This is a genomic window from Streptosporangium sp. NPDC001559, assembly GCF_042893955.1.
GTDB lineage: Bacteria > Actinomycetota > Actinomycetes > Streptosporangiales > Streptosporangiaceae > Streptosporangium.
In genome coordinates, this window is the sequence record NZ_JBIAVG010000013.1 from 81,912 (window position 1) to 98,856 (window position 16,945).

The 16,945-nt window shown below is 67.7% G+C and carries 15 protein-coding genes; 3 read left to right on the forward strand and 12 right to left on the reverse strand.

Going from position 1 to position 16,945, the window contains the following annotated elements:
• The first annotated feature begins 138 nt into the window (after positions 1–138).
• Positions 139–3,285, forward strand: a complete 3,147-nt coding sequence (locus ACFYY8_RS27355; protein WP_390045669.1) for a BTAD domain-containing putative transcriptional regulator — start codon at positions 139–141, stop codon at positions 3,283–3,285.
• A gap of 42 nt (positions 3,286–3,327) precedes the next feature.
• Here the strand turns inward: ACFYY8_RS27355 and ACFYY8_RS27360 are convergent, their stop codons facing one another.
• The 5 genes from ACFYY8_RS27360 to ACFYY8_RS27380 form a co-directional block, all read right to left on the reverse strand.
• Positions 3,328–4,254, reverse strand: coding sequence for a coiled-coil domain-containing protein (locus ACFYY8_RS27360; protein ID WP_390045671.1), 927 nt, complete (start codon positions 4,252–4,254; stop codon positions 3,328–3,330).
• A gap of 335 nt (positions 4,255–4,589) precedes the next feature.
• The gene (locus ACFYY8_RS27365; RefSeq protein WP_352010313.1) at positions 4,590–4,781 is read right to left on the reverse strand and encodes a hypothetical protein; all 192 of its coding nucleotides are present in this window, start codon (positions 4,779–4,781) and stop codon (positions 4,590–4,592) included.
• 20 nt (positions 4,782–4,801) lie between these two features.
• Positions 4,802–5,950 carry an acetate kinase gene (locus ACFYY8_RS27370; protein ID WP_390045674.1) on the reverse strand — a complete coding sequence of 383 codons (1,149 nt, stop codon included), beginning with the start codon at positions 5,948–5,950 and terminating at the stop codon, positions 4,802–4,804.
• A gap of 2 nt (positions 5,951–5,952) precedes the next feature.
• Positions 5,953–8,001 (reverse strand): phosphate acetyltransferase, encoded by a 2,049-nt coding sequence (gene pta, locus ACFYY8_RS27375; protein ID WP_390045676.1) that lies wholly within the window; start codon positions 7,999–8,001, stop codon positions 5,953–5,955.
• 99 nt (positions 8,002–8,100) lie between these two features.
• The gene (locus ACFYY8_RS27380; protein WP_390045678.1) at positions 8,101–8,889 is read right to left on the reverse strand and encodes an alpha/beta hydrolase; all 789 of its coding nucleotides are present in this window, start codon (positions 8,887–8,889) and stop codon (positions 8,101–8,103) included.
• 208 nt (positions 8,890–9,097) lie between these two features.
• Between ACFYY8_RS27380 and typA the strand changes: the two genes are divergently transcribed.
• Positions 9,098–10,951, forward strand: a complete 1,854-nt coding sequence (typA, locus tag ACFYY8_RS27385) for a translational GTPase TypA (RefSeq protein WP_390045680.1) — start codon at positions 9,098–9,100, stop codon at positions 10,949–10,951.
• Between the two features lie 487 nt (positions 10,952–11,438).
• Positions 11,439–11,669, forward strand: coding sequence for a DUF397 domain-containing protein (locus tag ACFYY8_RS27390; RefSeq protein WP_390045682.1), 231 nt, complete (start codon positions 11,439–11,441; stop codon positions 11,667–11,669).
• A gap of 131 nt (positions 11,670–11,800) precedes the next feature.
• Here ACFYY8_RS27390 and fmdA read toward each other — a convergent pair whose 3' ends face one another.
• The 7 genes from fmdA to ACFYY8_RS27425 all read right to left on the reverse strand — a co-directional run bounded on the left by fmdA (position 11,801) and on the right by ACFYY8_RS27425 (position 16,908).
• Complete coding sequence (gene fmdA / locus ACFYY8_RS27395) at positions 11,801–13,048, reverse strand: formamidase (protein WP_390045684.1); 1,248 nt, start codon at positions 13,046–13,048, stop codon at positions 11,801–11,803.
• Positions 13,049–13,138: 90 nt separating this feature from the next.
• A complete protein-coding gene (locus ACFYY8_RS27400; RefSeq protein WP_390045686.1) occupies positions 13,139–13,786 on the reverse strand; it encodes an AmiS/UreI family transporter in 648 nt (215 codons plus the stop codon).
• 21 nt (positions 13,787–13,807) lie between these two features.
• Positions 13,808–14,083 (reverse strand): FmdB family zinc ribbon protein, encoded by a 276-nt coding sequence (locus ACFYY8_RS27405; protein ID WP_390045688.1) that lies wholly within the window; start codon positions 14,081–14,083, stop codon positions 13,808–13,810.
• A 208-nt stretch (positions 14,084–14,291) separates the two neighbouring features.
• Positions 14,292–14,927, reverse strand: a complete 636-nt coding sequence (locus ACFYY8_RS27410) for a DUF2461 domain-containing protein (protein WP_390045690.1) — start codon at positions 14,925–14,927, stop codon at positions 14,292–14,294.
• A gap of 30 nt (positions 14,928–14,957) precedes the next feature.
• Positions 14,958–15,806 (reverse strand): polysaccharide deacetylase family protein, encoded by an 849-nt coding sequence (locus ACFYY8_RS27415; RefSeq protein WP_390045692.1) that lies wholly within the window; start codon positions 15,804–15,806, stop codon positions 14,958–14,960.
• 61 nt (positions 15,807–15,867) lie between these two features.
• Entirely contained in the window at positions 15,868–16,182 is a 315-nt protein-coding gene (locus ACFYY8_RS27420; RefSeq protein WP_390045694.1) for a hypothetical protein, read from the reverse strand.
• Positions 16,183–16,332: 150 nt separating this feature from the next.
• Entirely contained in the window at positions 16,333–16,908 is a 576-nt protein-coding gene (locus tag ACFYY8_RS27425; RefSeq protein WP_390045696.1) for a helix-turn-helix domain-containing protein, read from the reverse strand.
• Positions 16,909–16,945 lie beyond the last annotated feature (37 nt).

Here is a 16,945-nt window from a genome sequence, read left to right on the forward strand (position 1 = left end):
CCATAATGTCTTGATCTTGCCATTTGACTTACTCCAAAATGATTTATGCGAACGAGACCCAGGTCGCGAGCGCAGCCCGACCACACACGAGTAATCAGGTGACACCGCAGCGTCACAAATTTTCTCGACGGGGGTAAAGTGCAATTTCGTGTTCTCGGACCCGTTGACATATGGCGGGATGGCCGTTCCGTCGCAGTAACCGGTCTGAAACAACGAACCCTGCTGGCTCTTCTCGTCCTGCAGGCCAACCGGATCGTCTCGCATGACCGACTGATGGACGCACTTTGGGGAGACCGCGTCCCTTCCAATGGACGCAGGCTCCTCCACAACCATCTGTGGTCGGTACGGCGGCTGCTGGCCAACGGCGCCACACTGGCGAACACGACGACCGGTTACTCACTCCACCTGCGGCCGGACGCTTCCGACCTCGGCGTTTTCAACACGGAGACGGCCCTCGCCCGCTCGGCCCTCTCGGCGGGTGACGCGACGGGGGCCTCGGAACGGCTCGGCAGGGCCCTGGCGCTGTGGCGCGGCCCCGTCCTCGGTGGCACCAATCCGGATCTTCGGGCGACCGAGGGGCCGACCCTTGATGAGGCTCGCGTCGCGGCCCTCATCAACCGCGTAGAAGCCGATCTCATTGTGGGACGTCATGCGGAACTGATCGGGGAACTGCGCGGACTGGTCACCGAACATCCGCTGAACGAGACCCTGCGTGGCCAACTCATGCGGGCGCTGCACCATGTCGGCCGTACAGCGGAGGCTCTGGAGGAGTTCCGAATCGCACGACAGCGGTTCCGCGAGGAGCTCGGGCTCGATCTTGGGGAGAGCCTGACCCGGCTGCACCAGACGATCCTGTCTGGAAACGGCGAAACCGGCCGGACCTCGATCTCCGTCCCGGCACCGGACGGCATGGGACAGCCTCCGCGTTCACCCGTTCCTCGGCAACTACCCGCCGACACCGCGCGTTTCACCGGCAGGGTCGAACAACTACAGCGGCTGGACGCCCTCCTCTCCGAGGAGAGGCATGCGACGGTGGTGATCTCCGCCATAGCGGGCACCGCCGGCGTCGGTAAAACGGCACTGGCGACGCACTGGGCGCACCGGGTGGCGGCGGAGTTTCCCGACGGACAGCTCTACGTCAACCTTCACGGCCATTCCCGGGGAAGGGTGACCGCGCCGTCCGACGCTCTGGGCCATCTTCTCCAGGGACTCGGCGTGCCGGGTGACGAGGTGCCGCGCGACACCGACCAGCGCACGATGCTCTATCGAAGCTTGCTGACCGACAAGCGGGTACTGATCCTCCTGGACAACGCGGCCACCGCCGATCAGGTCCGGCCCCTGCTTCCGGGCTCCTCACCTTCGATCATCGTCATCACGAGTCGCGACCAGCTGCGCGGCCTGTTCGTCACCCACGACACGCACAGCATCGTCCTTGATGTGCTCTCGCCCACCGAAGCCTCTGATCTTCTCGCCTCGCTCCTGAGAGCCGAGCAGCCCCAGCACGCGACCAGTTCGTTCGCCGAGTTGGCCCGCCTGTGCGGATACCTACCGCTCGCGCTCCGGCTCGCCGCCGCGCAGCTCGTCGGCTGCCCCGCCTCCCGGGTCAAGGACTTCGTGGCCAGGCTGAGTCAGGGGAACCGACTGAGTGTTCTGGACCTCGAAGAGGACCCGCACATTGGAATCCGTACGGCGTTCAGCCTCTCCTACCAGGCTCTTCCCCTGTCGGAGCAGCGGCTGTTCCGTCTGCTGGGAATCGGTTTCGGACCCGATGTGTCCCTTCACTCCGCCACCGCGCTGGGTGGGCTCAGCCTTCAGGACACGGAGGCATCGCTGGATCGGCTGACGGCGGCCCATCTGATCCAGCCCAGCGGAGACCGCTGGCAGATGCATGATCTTCTTCGTGTCTACGCCACCGAGCGCGCCTGTTCCGAGGAGTCGGAAACCGAGCTCGACGCGGCACGGACTCGATTGCTGAACTGGTATCTGCACACCGCGGGCGCCGCCGCCGACCGCATCGACCCTGACCGGATTCCCATCAGCGTCACAGCTGACCCACCCCATTTTCCCGGTCCTGTTTTCGAGACCCTTGAGCAGGCGCAGAGCTGGCTGGAGAGCGAGCGCTCCACATTGGTGGAGACGGTACGGCAGTCAGCCGCTGGAAAGTGGCCGACGCACTCGTGGCAGCTAGCGTGCACGTTGTGGCAGTTCTTCGCCTATCGCAACTACGTCGACGACTGGTTCGACACCCATGGAAACGCCCTGGAGGCGGTCAGGGAACTGAATGACCTGACAGCCGAGGCCTATCTTTTGGAAACCCTGGGGCACGCCCATCGACGCACGGGTAACTATCGCAAGGCCATAGACCACTATCTGGCCAGCAAAGCACAGCGTGACCGGTCCGGTGATCTGCACGGTGCGGGTCGTGTCTCGAACGCCCTCGCACTGACCTATGACCTGCTGGGCGAGTTCTCCGTCGCGGGCCAGTACTACGAGCGTGCGTTGAAGCTTTTCCATGCCGTCGGCGACCAGCACCGCGAGACAACCATATTAGGGAATCTCGGCATCTTCCATGCACGCAGGTGCAATTTCAAAAAAGCAATGGCCTATTGGCGGAATGCACTCTTCCAATTCAACCAAAGAGGCGATACGTACAGCGAAGCTGGCATTCACATCAACATCTCCACCGCAAGCAACCGTATCGGCCGACCGAGACTGACGATAAAGCACGGTCTCAGCGCGCTGGAAATCTATCGAAAGCTGTCGACGCCCCAGGGGAAATCCATCGCACTCAACAACATGGCTCTCGCGTTCACGTACCTGGCCGACCACGAGGCGGCCGCCAGGTCCCTGGATGAGATAGAGGAGCTCCTTCGTGACTTCGACAACCTTGAGGTCAGGGTGCACACCGCCAGCACACGTGGAGCCATCCACCTACTGAACGATAGATTCGACAAGGCCGTTATCGAACTGCAGACGGCCCTGAAACTGAACGAGGACCTGAACGACCCGTACTTCGAATGCGAGACAGCAAACCGGCTCGGCCACGCCTACCACGAACTTGGTGACCACAAGTCGGCCGTAGTCACTCATCTCCGGGCGATGGCGATCGCCGAGCGCGTCAACGACCGTCTCGAAATAGGAAACGCCCACAAGGGAATCGCCGATGCCCTGGAAGCCCTCAGCGAGAAGGAGGGGGCCAAGGCGCACCGCGGAAAAGCAAACGAAATATTTCAGGACCTCGGTGTCTTCGTCTTCGGCCCCGCCGCCCGACACGCAGGGCGGTGAACCAACGGTCGGGCGGCCCTGAAACGACTCGCCCCACGCCGATCAGAAGACCGAGATGTGGACGTGGTCGTAGTGGTTGGCGGTTATGCCGCCTCGGTCGGACATCATTCGCCAGCCGGTGCCGGTGCGGATGTCGTAGTAGCGCTGCCGCCAGATGATGTACATGATCCCGAGGTCGCGGCCGTGGTCGATGGCCCACTGGGCGAGGCGGTCACCGCGTTCCTTGGCCTCGGCCGTCGGCATGCGGCCACCGGCGCTCATCATGAAGTCGCAGGCCCGGCCACTGCCGTGCTCACCGGGGTCACCACGGCGCAGGCAGCCGTAGTTGTAAGGCATCGGGAAGCTCCGCAGGACCGTGTTGCGCACGTTGACCATGCGGGAGGTCAGGCCCTCGCTGCCGCCGGGTTGCTGGAAGCCGTACTTGGCGAGCAGGGTCTCGATGCGGACGCGGTCCTTCTTGAGCTTGGTGATGTCGTCCCTGAGTTTGACGACCTTCGCCGTGGCCGCGTCCTCCGCGTCCTTGGCCTCCTTGACGAGTTGTTTCAGGCGGCCGAGCCGGCCTGCGCGCTGACCCGCGAGATAGGACAGCGTCGAGACACCGTCGAGGACGGCGCCCGGGTCCCCCTGGAAGGACAGCAGGCTGGCGCTGTCCATGTCTCCGCCCATGTAGGCGGTCTGGGCGAAGCGCATGACGTCGGTCTGCGCGGTGGCCAGGCTGCGTTTCAGGCTCTTGGCCCGCTGTGTCGCCTTGCTGGCCTGGACCCGGGTCTCCTCAAGGCTCTGCACCTGCCCGCGGTAGCGCTTGTTGATCTCGTTGGCCTCGCGGGTGAGTTTGGCCAGTTCGGCTTCGGGGTTGGGCTTGGCGGCCCGCACGGTCGCGGTCCTCTCGGCGGCGGCCCCGGCCATGACCGGCGTCATGAGCAGGGTGGAGAGCATGACTCCCAGCGTGATCGAGCGACCCGATCTCACGCTTCGCTCACCTCCAGACCCCCTCACGGCCGGAGCGAAACTATAGAAGACGATCTTGAGACCTGTCAGAGAAACGATGGAACTCCCGCACCATTGACGAACTATCTACCAGTCTGCGGGGATTTAGACAATTGCCCCTCAGATCACAATCCCCCCTCCTGCCCCCCAACCTCACCTCTTGCCTTGTTCGACAGAACATGATTCGGTCTCATCAACGGCAGCCGAAACCCGCGCCGTTCACGCATCCATCGCGTGCCTGGGCCGACGGGCCCCGGCGCTCCCGAAGCCCCTGACGCCTGATCCGTTCCCCCGATCCGTCCGGTGCGGGAGAGGCGTCAAGGGGCCGACGCGTGCTTGTACGGCCCCGCGAAGCCGTACAGGCGGAGCCGTACAAGCACGCCCGCGGACGGATGAACGGCCCAGCACGCCCCCGCGACGCTGGGCCACCACCGGTGAGCGCGTCCCACGACCCCCGCCGAGGGCGGAGGGCCGAGTCCCATGGACCGCTCGGGGCGGATCTCATCCATCTGACTTAGGTAGACGTGGTTTATGGGTGTTTGGTTCGAGGCAAAACCGCGAGAGTTTGCCGGGCGATCTCCAACTCCTCGTTCGTGGGGATCACGACGACCCGCACGGCCGTCCCGTCAGGGGAGATGACCCGCTCTCCCCGCTCGTTGCGACCCGGGTCGACGGCGATGCCCAGCGCCTCAAGGCCGTCCAGCGCCGTCTGCCTGACCAGCGGGGAGTTCTCCCCCACCCCGCCGGTGAAGGCGATCACGTCGACCGTGCCGAGCACGGCGTAGTAGGCGCCGACGTACTTGCGCAGCCGGTGGCAGTAGACGGAGAAGGCCAGTTCCGCGTCGGGGTCCCCGGCCGCTAGGCGCTCCTGTACGGCCCGCATGTCGTTGTCCCCGCACAGCCCGCGCATGCCGCTGCCCCGGTTGAGCATCGTGTCGATCTCCTCGAAGGACATCCCCCCGGTCCTGGCGAGGTAGGTCAGGACGCCGGGGTCCAGGTCCCCGGAACGGGTTCCCATGACGAGTCCCTCAAGCGGGGTCATGCCCATCGAGGTCTCCAGGCAGCGTCCGCCGGAGACGGCCGAGGCGCTGGCCCCGTTGCCCAGGTGCAGCACGATCACGTTGCCGTCCGGCCCGCCGGCCTCCGCTGCGGCCTCCCGGGAGACGTAGGCGTGCGAGGTGCCGTGGAAGCCGTAGCGGCGGATTCTCAGCCGTTCCGCCACCTCCCTGTCGATCGCGTACGTCGCCGCGGCCGGGGAGATCGTTGAGTGGAAGGCGGTGTCGAAGACGGCGACCTGCGGCAGGTCGGGGCGCAGCCGCCGGGTGACCTCGATACCCGCCAGGTTGCCCGGATTGTGCAACGGGGCCAGCGGGACCAGTTCCTCGATCATCGCCGTCACCTCGTCGGTGATCAGCGTCGGCTCGGTGAAGTCCGTACCGCCGTGCACCACCCGGTGCCCGATCGCGGTCAGCTCGGGAGAGTCGATCCCCAGGCCCTGACCGGCCAGTTCGTCGGCGACGATGTCCAGGGCCGCCTCGTGGTCGGCGACCGGGGAGCCCGGCTCGCCGATCCGCTCCACGATGCCGGAGGCCAGCCGGTCCTCACCGGCGAGCAGGGCGTACTTCACCGAGGACGACCCGCTGTTGAGCACCAGGACGCGCTCTGCCTGCCTTGTCACGCTCACCCCTGTTCCTGCTTCTCCTGCGCCTGGATGGCGGTGATGGCCACGGTGCTCACGATGTCGGTGACCAGCGCGCCCCGCGACAGGTCGTTGACCGGCCTGCGGAGCCCCTGGAGCACCGGCCCGACCGCCACGGCCCCGGCCGAGCGCTGCACGGCCTTGTAGGTGTTGTTGCCGGTGTTCAGGTCCGGGAAGATCAGCACGGTCGCCCGGCCCGCGACCGGGGAGCCCGGCAGTTTGGTGGCGGCGACCCTGGCGTCCACCGCCGCGTCGTACTGGATCGGCCCCTCGACCAGCAGGTCCGGTGCCCGTTCGGCGACCAGGGCGGTGGCCTGGCGCACCTTGTCGACGTCCGCGCCGCTGCCCGAGTGCCCCGTCGAGTACGACAGCATCGCGACCCTGGGCTCGATGCCGAAGCGCCGTGCCGTACGGGCCGAGGAGATCGCGATGTCGGCGAGCCGTTCGGCGTCGGGGTCGGGGTTGATCGCGCAGTCGCCGTAGACGAGCACCCTATCGGCCAGGCACATGAAGAACACCGAGGAGACGACCGAGGTGCCGGGGACCGTCTTGATGATCTGGAAGGCCGGCAGGATCGTCGCGGCCGTGGTGTGCGCGGCGCCGGAGACCATGCCGTGCACCTCGCCGCGGTGCAGCATCATCGTGCCGAAGAAGTTGACGTCGGCCATCAGTTCCTCCGCCCGTTCCTGCGTCACGCCCTTGTGCGCCCGCAGCGCGGCGTACTCACGGGCGTAGGGGCCGCGCATCGGGGAGGTCACGGGGTCGACGACGGTCACGCCGGACAGGTCGAGACCGAGGTCTCCGATCCTCCTGCGGATCACCTCCTGCCTGCCGAGCAGGGTGAGGTCGACGATGCCCCGCCGCATGAGGATGTCGGCGGCCCGCAGGACGCGGTCTTCCTCGCCCTCGGGCAGCACGATGTGCCTTCGCTGGGCGCGGGCCCGCTCCAGCAGGGTGTGCTCGAACATCATCGGGGTGACCCGCTCCGGACGGGCCAGTTCGATCCGGTCCGCGAGGTCGGCGGTGTTCACGTGGGACTCGAAGTGGCCGAGCGCGGTGTCGATCTTCCGGGGGTTGTCGGCCGTCAGCCGCCCTTCCAGCCCGGCCAGGGTCGTGGCGACGGTGAAGCTGTCCGCCGCGGCGGAGAGCACAGGCACGCCGGGGGCCAGGCGGGCGGTGAGGTCCCGCACGGTCTTCGTCGGCTCCTGGCCGAGCGTCAGGACCACGCCGGACGGCCTGACGGTGCCCGCCGCCTCCGTGGCGAGGGAGGCCAGCAGCAGGTCGGCCCGGTCTCCCGGGGTGATCACCAGGGCCCCGTCCGTCAGGTGTTCGAGGAAGACCGGCAACGTGGCCCCGCCGAACACGAACCCCAGCACGTCCCTGCGCAGCGCGTCCTCGTCGCCCTGCAGCCCTCTGGCGTCGACGGCCCGCATCACCTGCCCGACCGTCGGCGCCGAGAGCGAGGGGTGCTCAGGGATGACGTAGCAGGGCACGGGAAGAACGGGATCGACGCTCATCCCGGCCGGCACCCGGTTGGCGACGACCGCGAGCACCGTGCTGCCGAGGTCGGAGAAGACCTGGTAGCCGGTGCGCATCTCCATCGCGATCTCCTCGGCCCGTTCGCCGTGCGCGCCGACCACCACGATCACCGGGGCGCCGAACTCCGCGGCGAGCCGGGCGTTGAACGCCAGTTCCCTGGGCAGGTCGTCGGTGGCGAAGGAACTGCCGAGCACGAGCAGCGCGTCGCACTCCCGTTCGAGCGCGTGGAAGCGGGTGACCAGCCGGGAGATCAGCTCCTCGGTGCCGTGACCGGCGTAGATCTCCGCGGCGGCCTCTGCCGTGACGCCGGACTGGGCGGCCGCGGGCCGGTACCTCATGCCGAGCAGTTCGAGCGTACGGTCGTCTCCCCTGGTGATCGGCCGGAAGACCCCCGTTCTGTGGGCCCGGCGGGCGAGCAGCTCCATCAGGCCCAGTTCGACGATCTGCCTGCCGTCCCCCCGCCCGAGACCCGCCACGTAGATGCTGCGCATACGCCCTCCTGTGCCGCGAGACCAGGTCGCGAAACCAGGCCCGACCAAAGACGCAGAGCAGTCAACACCCTCAGGACGTCGCCCGGGTGAACCAGGGGGTCAGGAGTTGGCCACGACCCACCTGCCGATCCTGCGGACCAGGTCGGGGGTCGCCGCCGACTCGGCGTGGCCGTAGCCCGGCTCGATCCACAGCTCCTTCGGCTCCCCCGCCGCGTCGTGGAGCTGGTGGGCGTGGTCGAGGGGGAAGAAGGAGTCGGCGTCGCCGTGGACGATCAGCAGCGGGGTCGGCGAGATGTCCACGACCGCCTCGTGGGGGGCGGAGGGCACCGGGTCCCATCCCCTGCTCCTGATCCTCGTCCGCTTGCCGACCCGCGCGGCCAGGCGCCCCAGAGGGCGCTCGATCGCCCAGTGCACCTGCCGCATGGGCCTGGTCCCCCGGTAGTACCACCGCGCGGGCGCGCTGACCGTGACCACGGCGTCGATCTCGCCCTCCCGCCTGGCCCGCCCGGCCCGGCCCGCCGCCGCCCGCCATCCGGCGTACCGTACGGCCACCGCCCCGCCCATGGAGAAGCCGACGACGGCGACCCTGGCGTAGCCGATCGCCCTGACGTGCCGCACCGCCGCGTCCATGTCGAGCACCTCCAGGTCCCCGACGGTCGACTCACCGCCGGAGTGGCCGTGGCCGCGGAAGTCGAAGGAGACGACGCCGCCGAACCCGCTGAGCACGTGGGTGATGCGGCGGGCCGGGCGTTCCCTGAGCGAGCCGGTGAAGCCGTGGGCGAGCACGATGCCCAGGTCGGCAGGCCCGCGTGACGGGGTGTGCGCGGCGTCGATCCGCACGTTGTCCTCGGTCCTGAGCATCACGGCGAACGACGGCGCTAGCGGCATGTTCACGAGCTTATGACCGAACACGACGGGCCGGGGGACAGCTCGCCATAGCGGAGAAAGGCCCGCTCCGCAGGCCTGCGGGGTGTCCCGGAGGTGAACATATGACCGCGTTCGGCGGCGGCGTGAAAGCGATTGTTGCGGATCAACTAAAATAGGGAGGCCGCACGGTCCGCGGCCAGCCTCCACGATCACAGAGTGAGACTCAAACATGCCTTTGAACAGCCGCGATGACCTGCGGAACATCGCGATCATCGCGCACGTCGACCACGGCAAGACCACTCTCGTGGATGCCATGCTCTGGCAGTCCGGAGCGTTCCGCGCGAACCAGGACGTGGACGACCGCGTGATGGACTCCAACGACCTCGAACGCGAGAAGGGCATCACCATTCTCGCGAAGAACACCGCCGTCAAGCACGGCGGCATGACCCTCAACATCATCGACACCCCGGGCCACGCCGACTTCGGCGGCGAGGTCGAGCGCGGTCTGTCGATGGTCGACGGCGTCGTGCTGCTGGTCGACGCCTCGGAGGGTCCGCTGCCGCAGACCCGGTTCGTGCTGCGCAAGGCGTTCGCCGCCAAGATGCCGGTCATCCTGTGCATCAACAAGGTCGACCGCCCCGACGCCCGGATCAAGGAGGTCGTTGACGAGGTCTACGAGCTCTTCATGGACCTCGACGCCACCGAGGAGCAGATCGACTTCCCGATCGTCTACGCCTCGGCCAAGGCGGGCCGCGCCTCGCTGAACCGCCCCGAGGACGGCGGGATGCCCGACTCCGACGACCTCGAACCTCTCTTCGAGGTCATCAAGGAGACCATCCCCGCGCCGACCTACGACCCGGACGCCCCGCTGCAGGCGCACGTCACCAACCTCGACGCCTCCTCCTACCTCGGCAGGATCGCGCTGTGCCGCGTCCACCAGGGCACCATCAGGAAGGGCCAGCAGGTCGCCTGGTGCCGCACCGACGGCAGCATCCAGAAGGTGAAGATCACCGAACTGCTGATGACCGATGCGCTTGAGCGCAAGCCCGCCGAGGAGGCCGGGCCCGGCGACATCATCGCGATCGCCGGCATCCCGGACATCATGATCGGCGAGACGCTGGCCGACCCGGAGGACCCGCGTCCGCTGCCGCTGATCACGGTCGACGAGCCGGCGATCTCGATGACCATCGGCACCAACACCTCGCCGCTGGTCGGCAAGGTCAAGGGCTCCAAGGTCACCGCCCGCATGGTCAAGGACCGCCTCGACAAGGAGCTGATCGGCAACGTCTCGCTGCGCGTCCTGCCGACCGACCGGCCCGACGCCTGGGAGGTGCAGGGCCGTGGTGAGCTGGCGCTGGCCATCCTGGTCGAGCAGATGCGCCGCGAGGGCTACGAGCTGACCGTCGGCAAGCCGCAGGTGGTCACCAAGACCATCGACGGCAAGGTGCACGAGCCGGTCGAGCGGCTGACCGTCGACTGCCCCGAGGAGTACCTCGGCGCGGTGACGCAGCTTCTGGCCGTGCGCAAGGGCCGGATGGAGCACATGACCAACCACGGCACCGGCTGGATCCGGATGGAGTTCGTGGTCCCGGCCCGCGGCCTGATCGGCTTCAGGACCGAGTTCCTCACCGAGACCCGGGGCACCGGCCTGGTGCACCACGTCTTCGACTCCTACGAGCCCTGGTTCGGCGAGCTGCGCACCCGCAACAACGGCTCGCTGGTCGCCGACCGTTCCGGCCCGGTGACCGCGTTCGCGATGCTGAACCTCCAGGAGCGCGGCGTGCTGTTCGTCTCGCCGACCACCGAGGTCTACGAGGGCATGATCATCGGCGAGAACTCCCGCTCGGATGACATGGACGTGAACATCACCAAGGAGAAGAAGCTCACCAACATGCGCTCCTCGACGGCGGACGAGACCGAGAAGGTCATCCCGCCGCGTCAGCTCTCCCTTGAGCAGGCGCTGGAGTTCATCCGCGAGGACGAGTGCGTGGAGATCACTCCGGAGAACGTGCGCATCCGCAAGGTCGTCCTCGACGCGGCCACCCGGGGCAGGAGCGCGGCCCGCGCCAAGCGCGGCAGCTGAGAGCCTCCGGAAAAAGGGCGTCCGTCGTACGGCGGGCGCTCTTTTTGCGTTTCACGACCCTCAGAGATTAACACGTGTCACTTCTTTCACGGGGGTTTCCAAAGTGGTTCCAGATCCTTCGAACGCCGCCGCCGCGCCGAATACGCCCCGGGAATTCCGTTACCCGAATGACCCATTAACAGGGGCCCCAGGTAACCGTTCGACAACGGTACTGGCGACACGGGAAGTGATCGGTTACCCGCATCGCGTTTTTCACGGGAAATCCATGTCGCCGGATCCGCCCACGAGGCCGTACCTGCCCGAACGGTGAATATCGCCGTCCCCGTCGGCGAAACCGGGGTAACGTGTTGAGAAACGACGTCTGCGACCGCATCATCATTGAACCGTCCGAAGGACCCCGGGGGCAGTGCGGTCATTTGAGGCTGCCTTCCTCCCGGTTTATCACCGGCATGCCAGAGGACAGCATCAAGAGAATGGTAGAGGAGAAATGGACCTGAGCAATCTCCCGTGGCGGAAGTCGAGTTTCAGCAGCCCCAACGGAGGCGACTGCGTCGAGGTCGCCGAACTCGGCTCCGCCGCGCACCGCCCCGAGCACAAGCGGGACGCCACCCATGCCGTTCGCGACAGCAAGGACCCGCTGGGCCCCGTCCTCTACTTCACCTCTCCCGGGTGGCACGCCTTCGTCAACGGCGTGAAGACCGCCGCGTTCGACCGCTGACCGTCGCCCGCGGCTCCTCCTGGCGGGCCCCGGTCACAGGCCGGCCCACGGAAACCTGGACGCGGGAGAGTCCCCCGGCTCCATCGCCAGAGGACTCTCCCGCGGAGGGCAGCCCCCTCCGGGTCATCGGGTCAGGACGAGACCGCGCACTGTCCCCGCTTCTGCTTGACGGGCCCCTCCTTGTTCGGGCGCACGTCGAAGTCGAAGATCTCCGTGGGCAGGTAGAGCGAGCAGCAGGCGTTGGGGATGTCGACGACGCCGCTGATCCGGCCCTCGATGGGCGCCGAGCCGAGCAGCAGGTAGGCCTGTTCCCCGGTGTAGCCCCACCTCTTGAGGTACTCGATGGCGTTGAGGCACGCCCTGCGGTAGGCCACCGTCGCGTCGAGGTAGTAGTTGGTGTTGGTGTCGTGGTCGACCGAGATTCCGATGAACGAGATGAACTCCGAGTAGCGCGGCTCGACGTTGCCGGGCATGAAGACGGGGTTGGTGCTGACGCCGTACTTCTCCATGCCTCCCTTGATGAGGTCCACGTGGAAGTCGATGAAGCCCCCCATCTCGATCGCCCCGCAGAAGGTGATCTCTCCGTCGCCCTGGCTGAAGTGCAGGTCGCCTCCGGAGAGCTTGGCGTCCTTCACGTGGACGGGGTAGAAGACGCGGGCACCGCGCGTGAAGTTCTTGATGTCGTGGTTGCCGCCGTTCTCCCTCGCGGGCACGGTACGGGCCCCCTCACGGGCGATCCTGGCCGCCGCCTCGCCGGTCGCCTGGCCGGCCAGGGTGTTGTCGGCCAGCGGCGGCAGGCCGAGCGCCGGGACCCGGTCGGGGTCGGTGTCGATGAGCGCCTGTTCCCGCCGGTTCCAGCTGGCGAGCAGTTCGGCCGACGGCGCCGTGCCGAACAGGCCGGGGTGGGTGATCCCCGCGTATCTGATACCGGGCAGATGGCGAGATGACGCATATATGCCGTTGAAGTCCCAGATCGCCTTGTACGCGTCGGGGAAGTAGTCGGTCAGGAAGCCACCGCCGTTCGCCTTGGCGAATATGCCGGTGTACCCCCAGCCCTGTCCCGGTGCCTCACCGGTCTCCTGGGGGACCGGGCCCAGGTCCAGGATGTCGACCACCAGCAGGTCTCCCGGTTCGGCCCCCTCGACCCCGATGGGGCCGCTGAGCATGTGCGCGAAGGACAGGTCGACGTCCCGCACGTCGTTCGCCGAGTCGCTGTTGTGTATCTGGGAGTCGGTCCACTCACGGCATTCGACGCGGAACACGTCCCCCGGCTTGACCATGGCCGCCACGGGGATGTCCGGGTGCCACCGGTTGTGTCCCGGTACCTGCTGGTCACGCATCGGCTTCGACTGATCCACGCTGAAGACGACCTTCGGCATGACAACTCCTTCCTTGGGATGTGCGTGCTGGCCGGATGTCCAGGCCACATCACCTCCTCCGGGTCGCACGCCGTACGGGCACGCACAGGTCTAGTGCGCCGCGGCCGTCGCCCCACCCGCCGGGCCGGTACCGCCGGGAAGCGACCGCCGTCCCCTCGTCAGCAGCCACAGCCCGCCGAAGACGACCACGCCGAACACCGCCAGCAGTACGGCCAGCAGGTCCTGGTTCCAGCTCTGCCAGTAGCCGGTGAGCAGCAGGAAGGCCGGGATGGCCGCGGTCACCCACCCCTCGATCGCCGTCACCCAGCCCGTGTAGACGGTCAGGTGCTCACGCTTGAGCCCGAGCAGCAGGAAGAACAGCAGCCACAGGAACGCCCAGTAGAGCCAGATGACGCCGAAGGGCTTGTCCCCGAGGATCCTGAAGTTCGCGTAGGAGAAGCCGAGCGCCGTGATCGCCACGAACAGCGAGAAATAGCCGACCCCCGTGGTGTCGAACCCGCCGAGCAGGCCGATGCCCACGTAGAGGTAGGTGAAGCCGAACAGGAAGAGCCCCGAGGCCCCGAGGATCGCGCCCGCCCTGTCGCCCGCGGCGATGATCAGCACGGTGGGTGTGACCACCTGCAGCGCCCCGACGAAGAGGTTGAAGACGGCCGCCGCCCGCGCGTCGACCTTTCCCAGCAGCATCATTCCGTTGATGAAGAGCACCGCACCGACGTAAAGCAGTCCCACGGTCGCCATCGCCGGACCTCCCTCACAGGATCATGGCCGGGGCAGGCGCGCCAGCGCGGGATGCGGCGGCCGGGGCGGTCGCCGTCCCGGCGGCGCGGTGACGACCTCGGGCGCCTCCCGGCTCTGTTCCTCACGGCCGAACGCGGCCGCGAGCGCCGGAGGAACCCAGGAGACGTTCGGCGGGGAGTAGACGCGACGGGCATCGTGTCCGCAGGTAGCGCAGCCGTACTCGGACGGCGCGGTTCCCATCGGAAGACGAACGTCGAAGTATCCACAGTCCCGGCAGACATACTCGTAGGTCGCCATTGGCGCCTCCCCCGCTCCGGCTGGTGGTATCGCGAATCAGCAGCGACTCGGACCCATGCTTCCGGACTATCCGAAATCCGAGCGGAGTGTCAAGGCTCCTGTCAGGAGGGCGGGCCGCTCCGGGGACGCGAAACGCCGGGCGGCCGGTCGAAGGCGGTCAGGGCCGTCAACGAACCGTGACCGGGGGCATACGAAGCCCTGACCCGGGTCAGTCGGCGGGAAGATGGTCGGCGAGCCACTCGACCAGCGGGGTGAGGTCGCGCCAGACCTCCCGCACCCGTTCCACGACCTGCGGGGTGTGGATCCACTCCTCCGGCTCGAAACGGCGGCCCGCGTGCAGCGACCTGTGACGGAGCAGGTCAAGACGGGGATGGTCCTCGGGGACGCCCCTCGGCCGCGTCTTGAGACGGTCGCCCTCGATGGCGTAGCCCGCGATGCGCGCCTCGGCGACGATCTTCTCCAGCGGCGTCCCGCTGATCTCCTCGTCGACCGCCTGGCGGTAGCGGGCCAGCTGTTCGCCCTGCGCGGCGTAGAGTCCTCCGCCGACGAGCAGCCCGGCCGCGTCGAGCTGGACGTAGAAGCCGATCGCCTCACCCTTCGGGACGTAGGACCCCTGGTGCGTCTTGTAGGGGGACTTGTCCTTGGAGAAGCGGACGTCGCGGTTGGGGCGGAACATGCGCGCCTGCCCGAACTCCTCGGCGAGCTCCTCGCCGAGGGCCGTCATCGGAGCCCGGACCGCCTCCTCGTAGACCCGCTTGTTGCGCGTCCAGTAGGTCTTGGAGTTGTCCGCCTCGAGGCCCTCGTAGAACAGGAGCCCCTCGTCGGGAAAGCCGCTGAAACCCATGCGGCCCATCGTGCCATCGGCCACCGACGGTTAGGGAATCTCCGTGGCCGCGGTCCCCCTGGCGCCGTCGCCCATGCTGGTGTAGGCCCTGCCGGGCACCAGGCGGGGCACGCCGTACAGCTCCGACAGCGTCACGAACGTGTAGCCCCGCTGGACGAACTGGTTCAGGACGGCGGGCACGGCCTCGACGGTCGTCGGGTGGATGTCGTGCATGAGCACGATGGCCCCCGGGGTGGCCTGGGTGGCGCGCTGGGCGACCAGCCGGGAGTCGCGGTCGCGCCAGTCGAGGGTGTCGACGCTCCACAGGACCTGGGCGAGCCCGAGGCGGGAGGCCTCCGCGGCGACCCGCCTGCCCGTCGAGCCGTACGGCGGCCGCATCATCGTCATCTTGACCCCGGACAGCCGTTTGACGACCTTCTGGGTGCTGGTCAGCTCGAACCTGATCGACTTCTCCGAGAGCTGAGGGAGCGGAAGGTGGTCCCAGGTGTGGTTGCCGATCTCATGTCCCTCGACGACCATCCTGCGGAGGTTCTCCCCCCGGTCCTCGGCGACCATCCTGCCCAGCACGAAGAAGGTGGCCCTCGCCTGGTGCCTGGCGAGGATGTCGAGCAGCCTGCCGGTGTACGGCCCGGGCCCGTCGTCGAAGGTCAGCGCGACGCACCTGACCCTGGCGCAGTTCACCCCGCGCGCGCCGGGCGGCTTCGGAAGGCTGTTCCTCGGCCACTGCCGCTGGATCGCGACCAGTCTCTCGGCGAGTTCCTCCGGGTCGAAGAGCAGAGAGGCCTCGGGGGACGGCGAGACGGACGGGGACGGATCACTCTCGATGCTCAGGAGCGCGACGGGAGGCTCACAGCCCGCGACTCCCAGCAGGACGGCCATGGTGAAAACCATCCATCGCCACACGTCTGCCCCCCGCCAGGCCGGCCGGGGTCACGGATGGTCACGGATAGTCTCCGGCCACGTCCCCCCGCAGACTCCTGGCCAGTTCGTCCCACCAGGATGGGACATCCGCCTGGAGTTCCGCATAGCGACGCGCTACCCGAATGGCGCATCCTTTCGAATCCGTGCCCAGATGCCGACGTTTCACCTGGCCCTCCTGCCACCGGTAGAAACCATCTCGGAAGCGAACGACGAGCCCGATCCATACCGAGAGAGTGCCGTCGTCGTCGACCTCGTAGGCGCCGGTGACCCCGAGCCCGGCCAGCTCCGCGCGGAGCCTGGCGATCGCCTCCCCCGCCTCGACACGCTCGTTCACCCGTCACCTCCCCGGCGGGAGGAGGGACCGCTCCCCGACGGAGGGACGGACCGCGCGGCCGGGACACAGGCCCCGCCACCGGCGGGTGACAGCGAAAGCGACATGGGGTAATGATGCGGTCACGTGTCGCCTGATGACACCCGTTCCCCACTATTGGTCAGGTGTCTCCTTCGGTTCGGTCACCACCATCGTGAACCTGAGCGGAACCTGCCCGTTGTTGGAGTAGCGGTGCGGCCGGTCAGCCCGGAACACCACGGCGTCGTCCACGCCGACGACGTGGCTGCCGCCGTACACCGAGAGGGTGAGCTCCCCCTCGATGACGGTCAGCATCTCCCTGGTGCCCGGAGGGTGGGCGTCACCGTCGTGGTGGTCACCCGGGGCGAGCCGCCAGTCCCACAGCTCCAGGATCGACGGGGCGTCGGTGCCGACCAGCAGCCGGGCCGAGCTGGCCTTCCCGTGCGGGAAGGTGACGACGGCGGCAGCGGGGACGACCCGCACGACGGGCACGTCCGAGACCTCGACCAGGCGCGCGACCGTCACCCCGAGGGCGTCGGCGATGCGGGTGAGCGTGTTGATGCTGGGGTTGGTCCGCCCCTGCTCGACCTGGACGAGCATGCCGCGGCTCACCCCGGAGCGGGCGGCCAGTTCGTCGAGCGTCATCTGCCGGTGTGCCCGCTGGGCCCGCACGTTGTTGGCGACCGCCGCGTTGATCGTCTCCGGATCCATCGGTCCAGTGTAGTGAACCTGGTTTGCAGTATTTTGC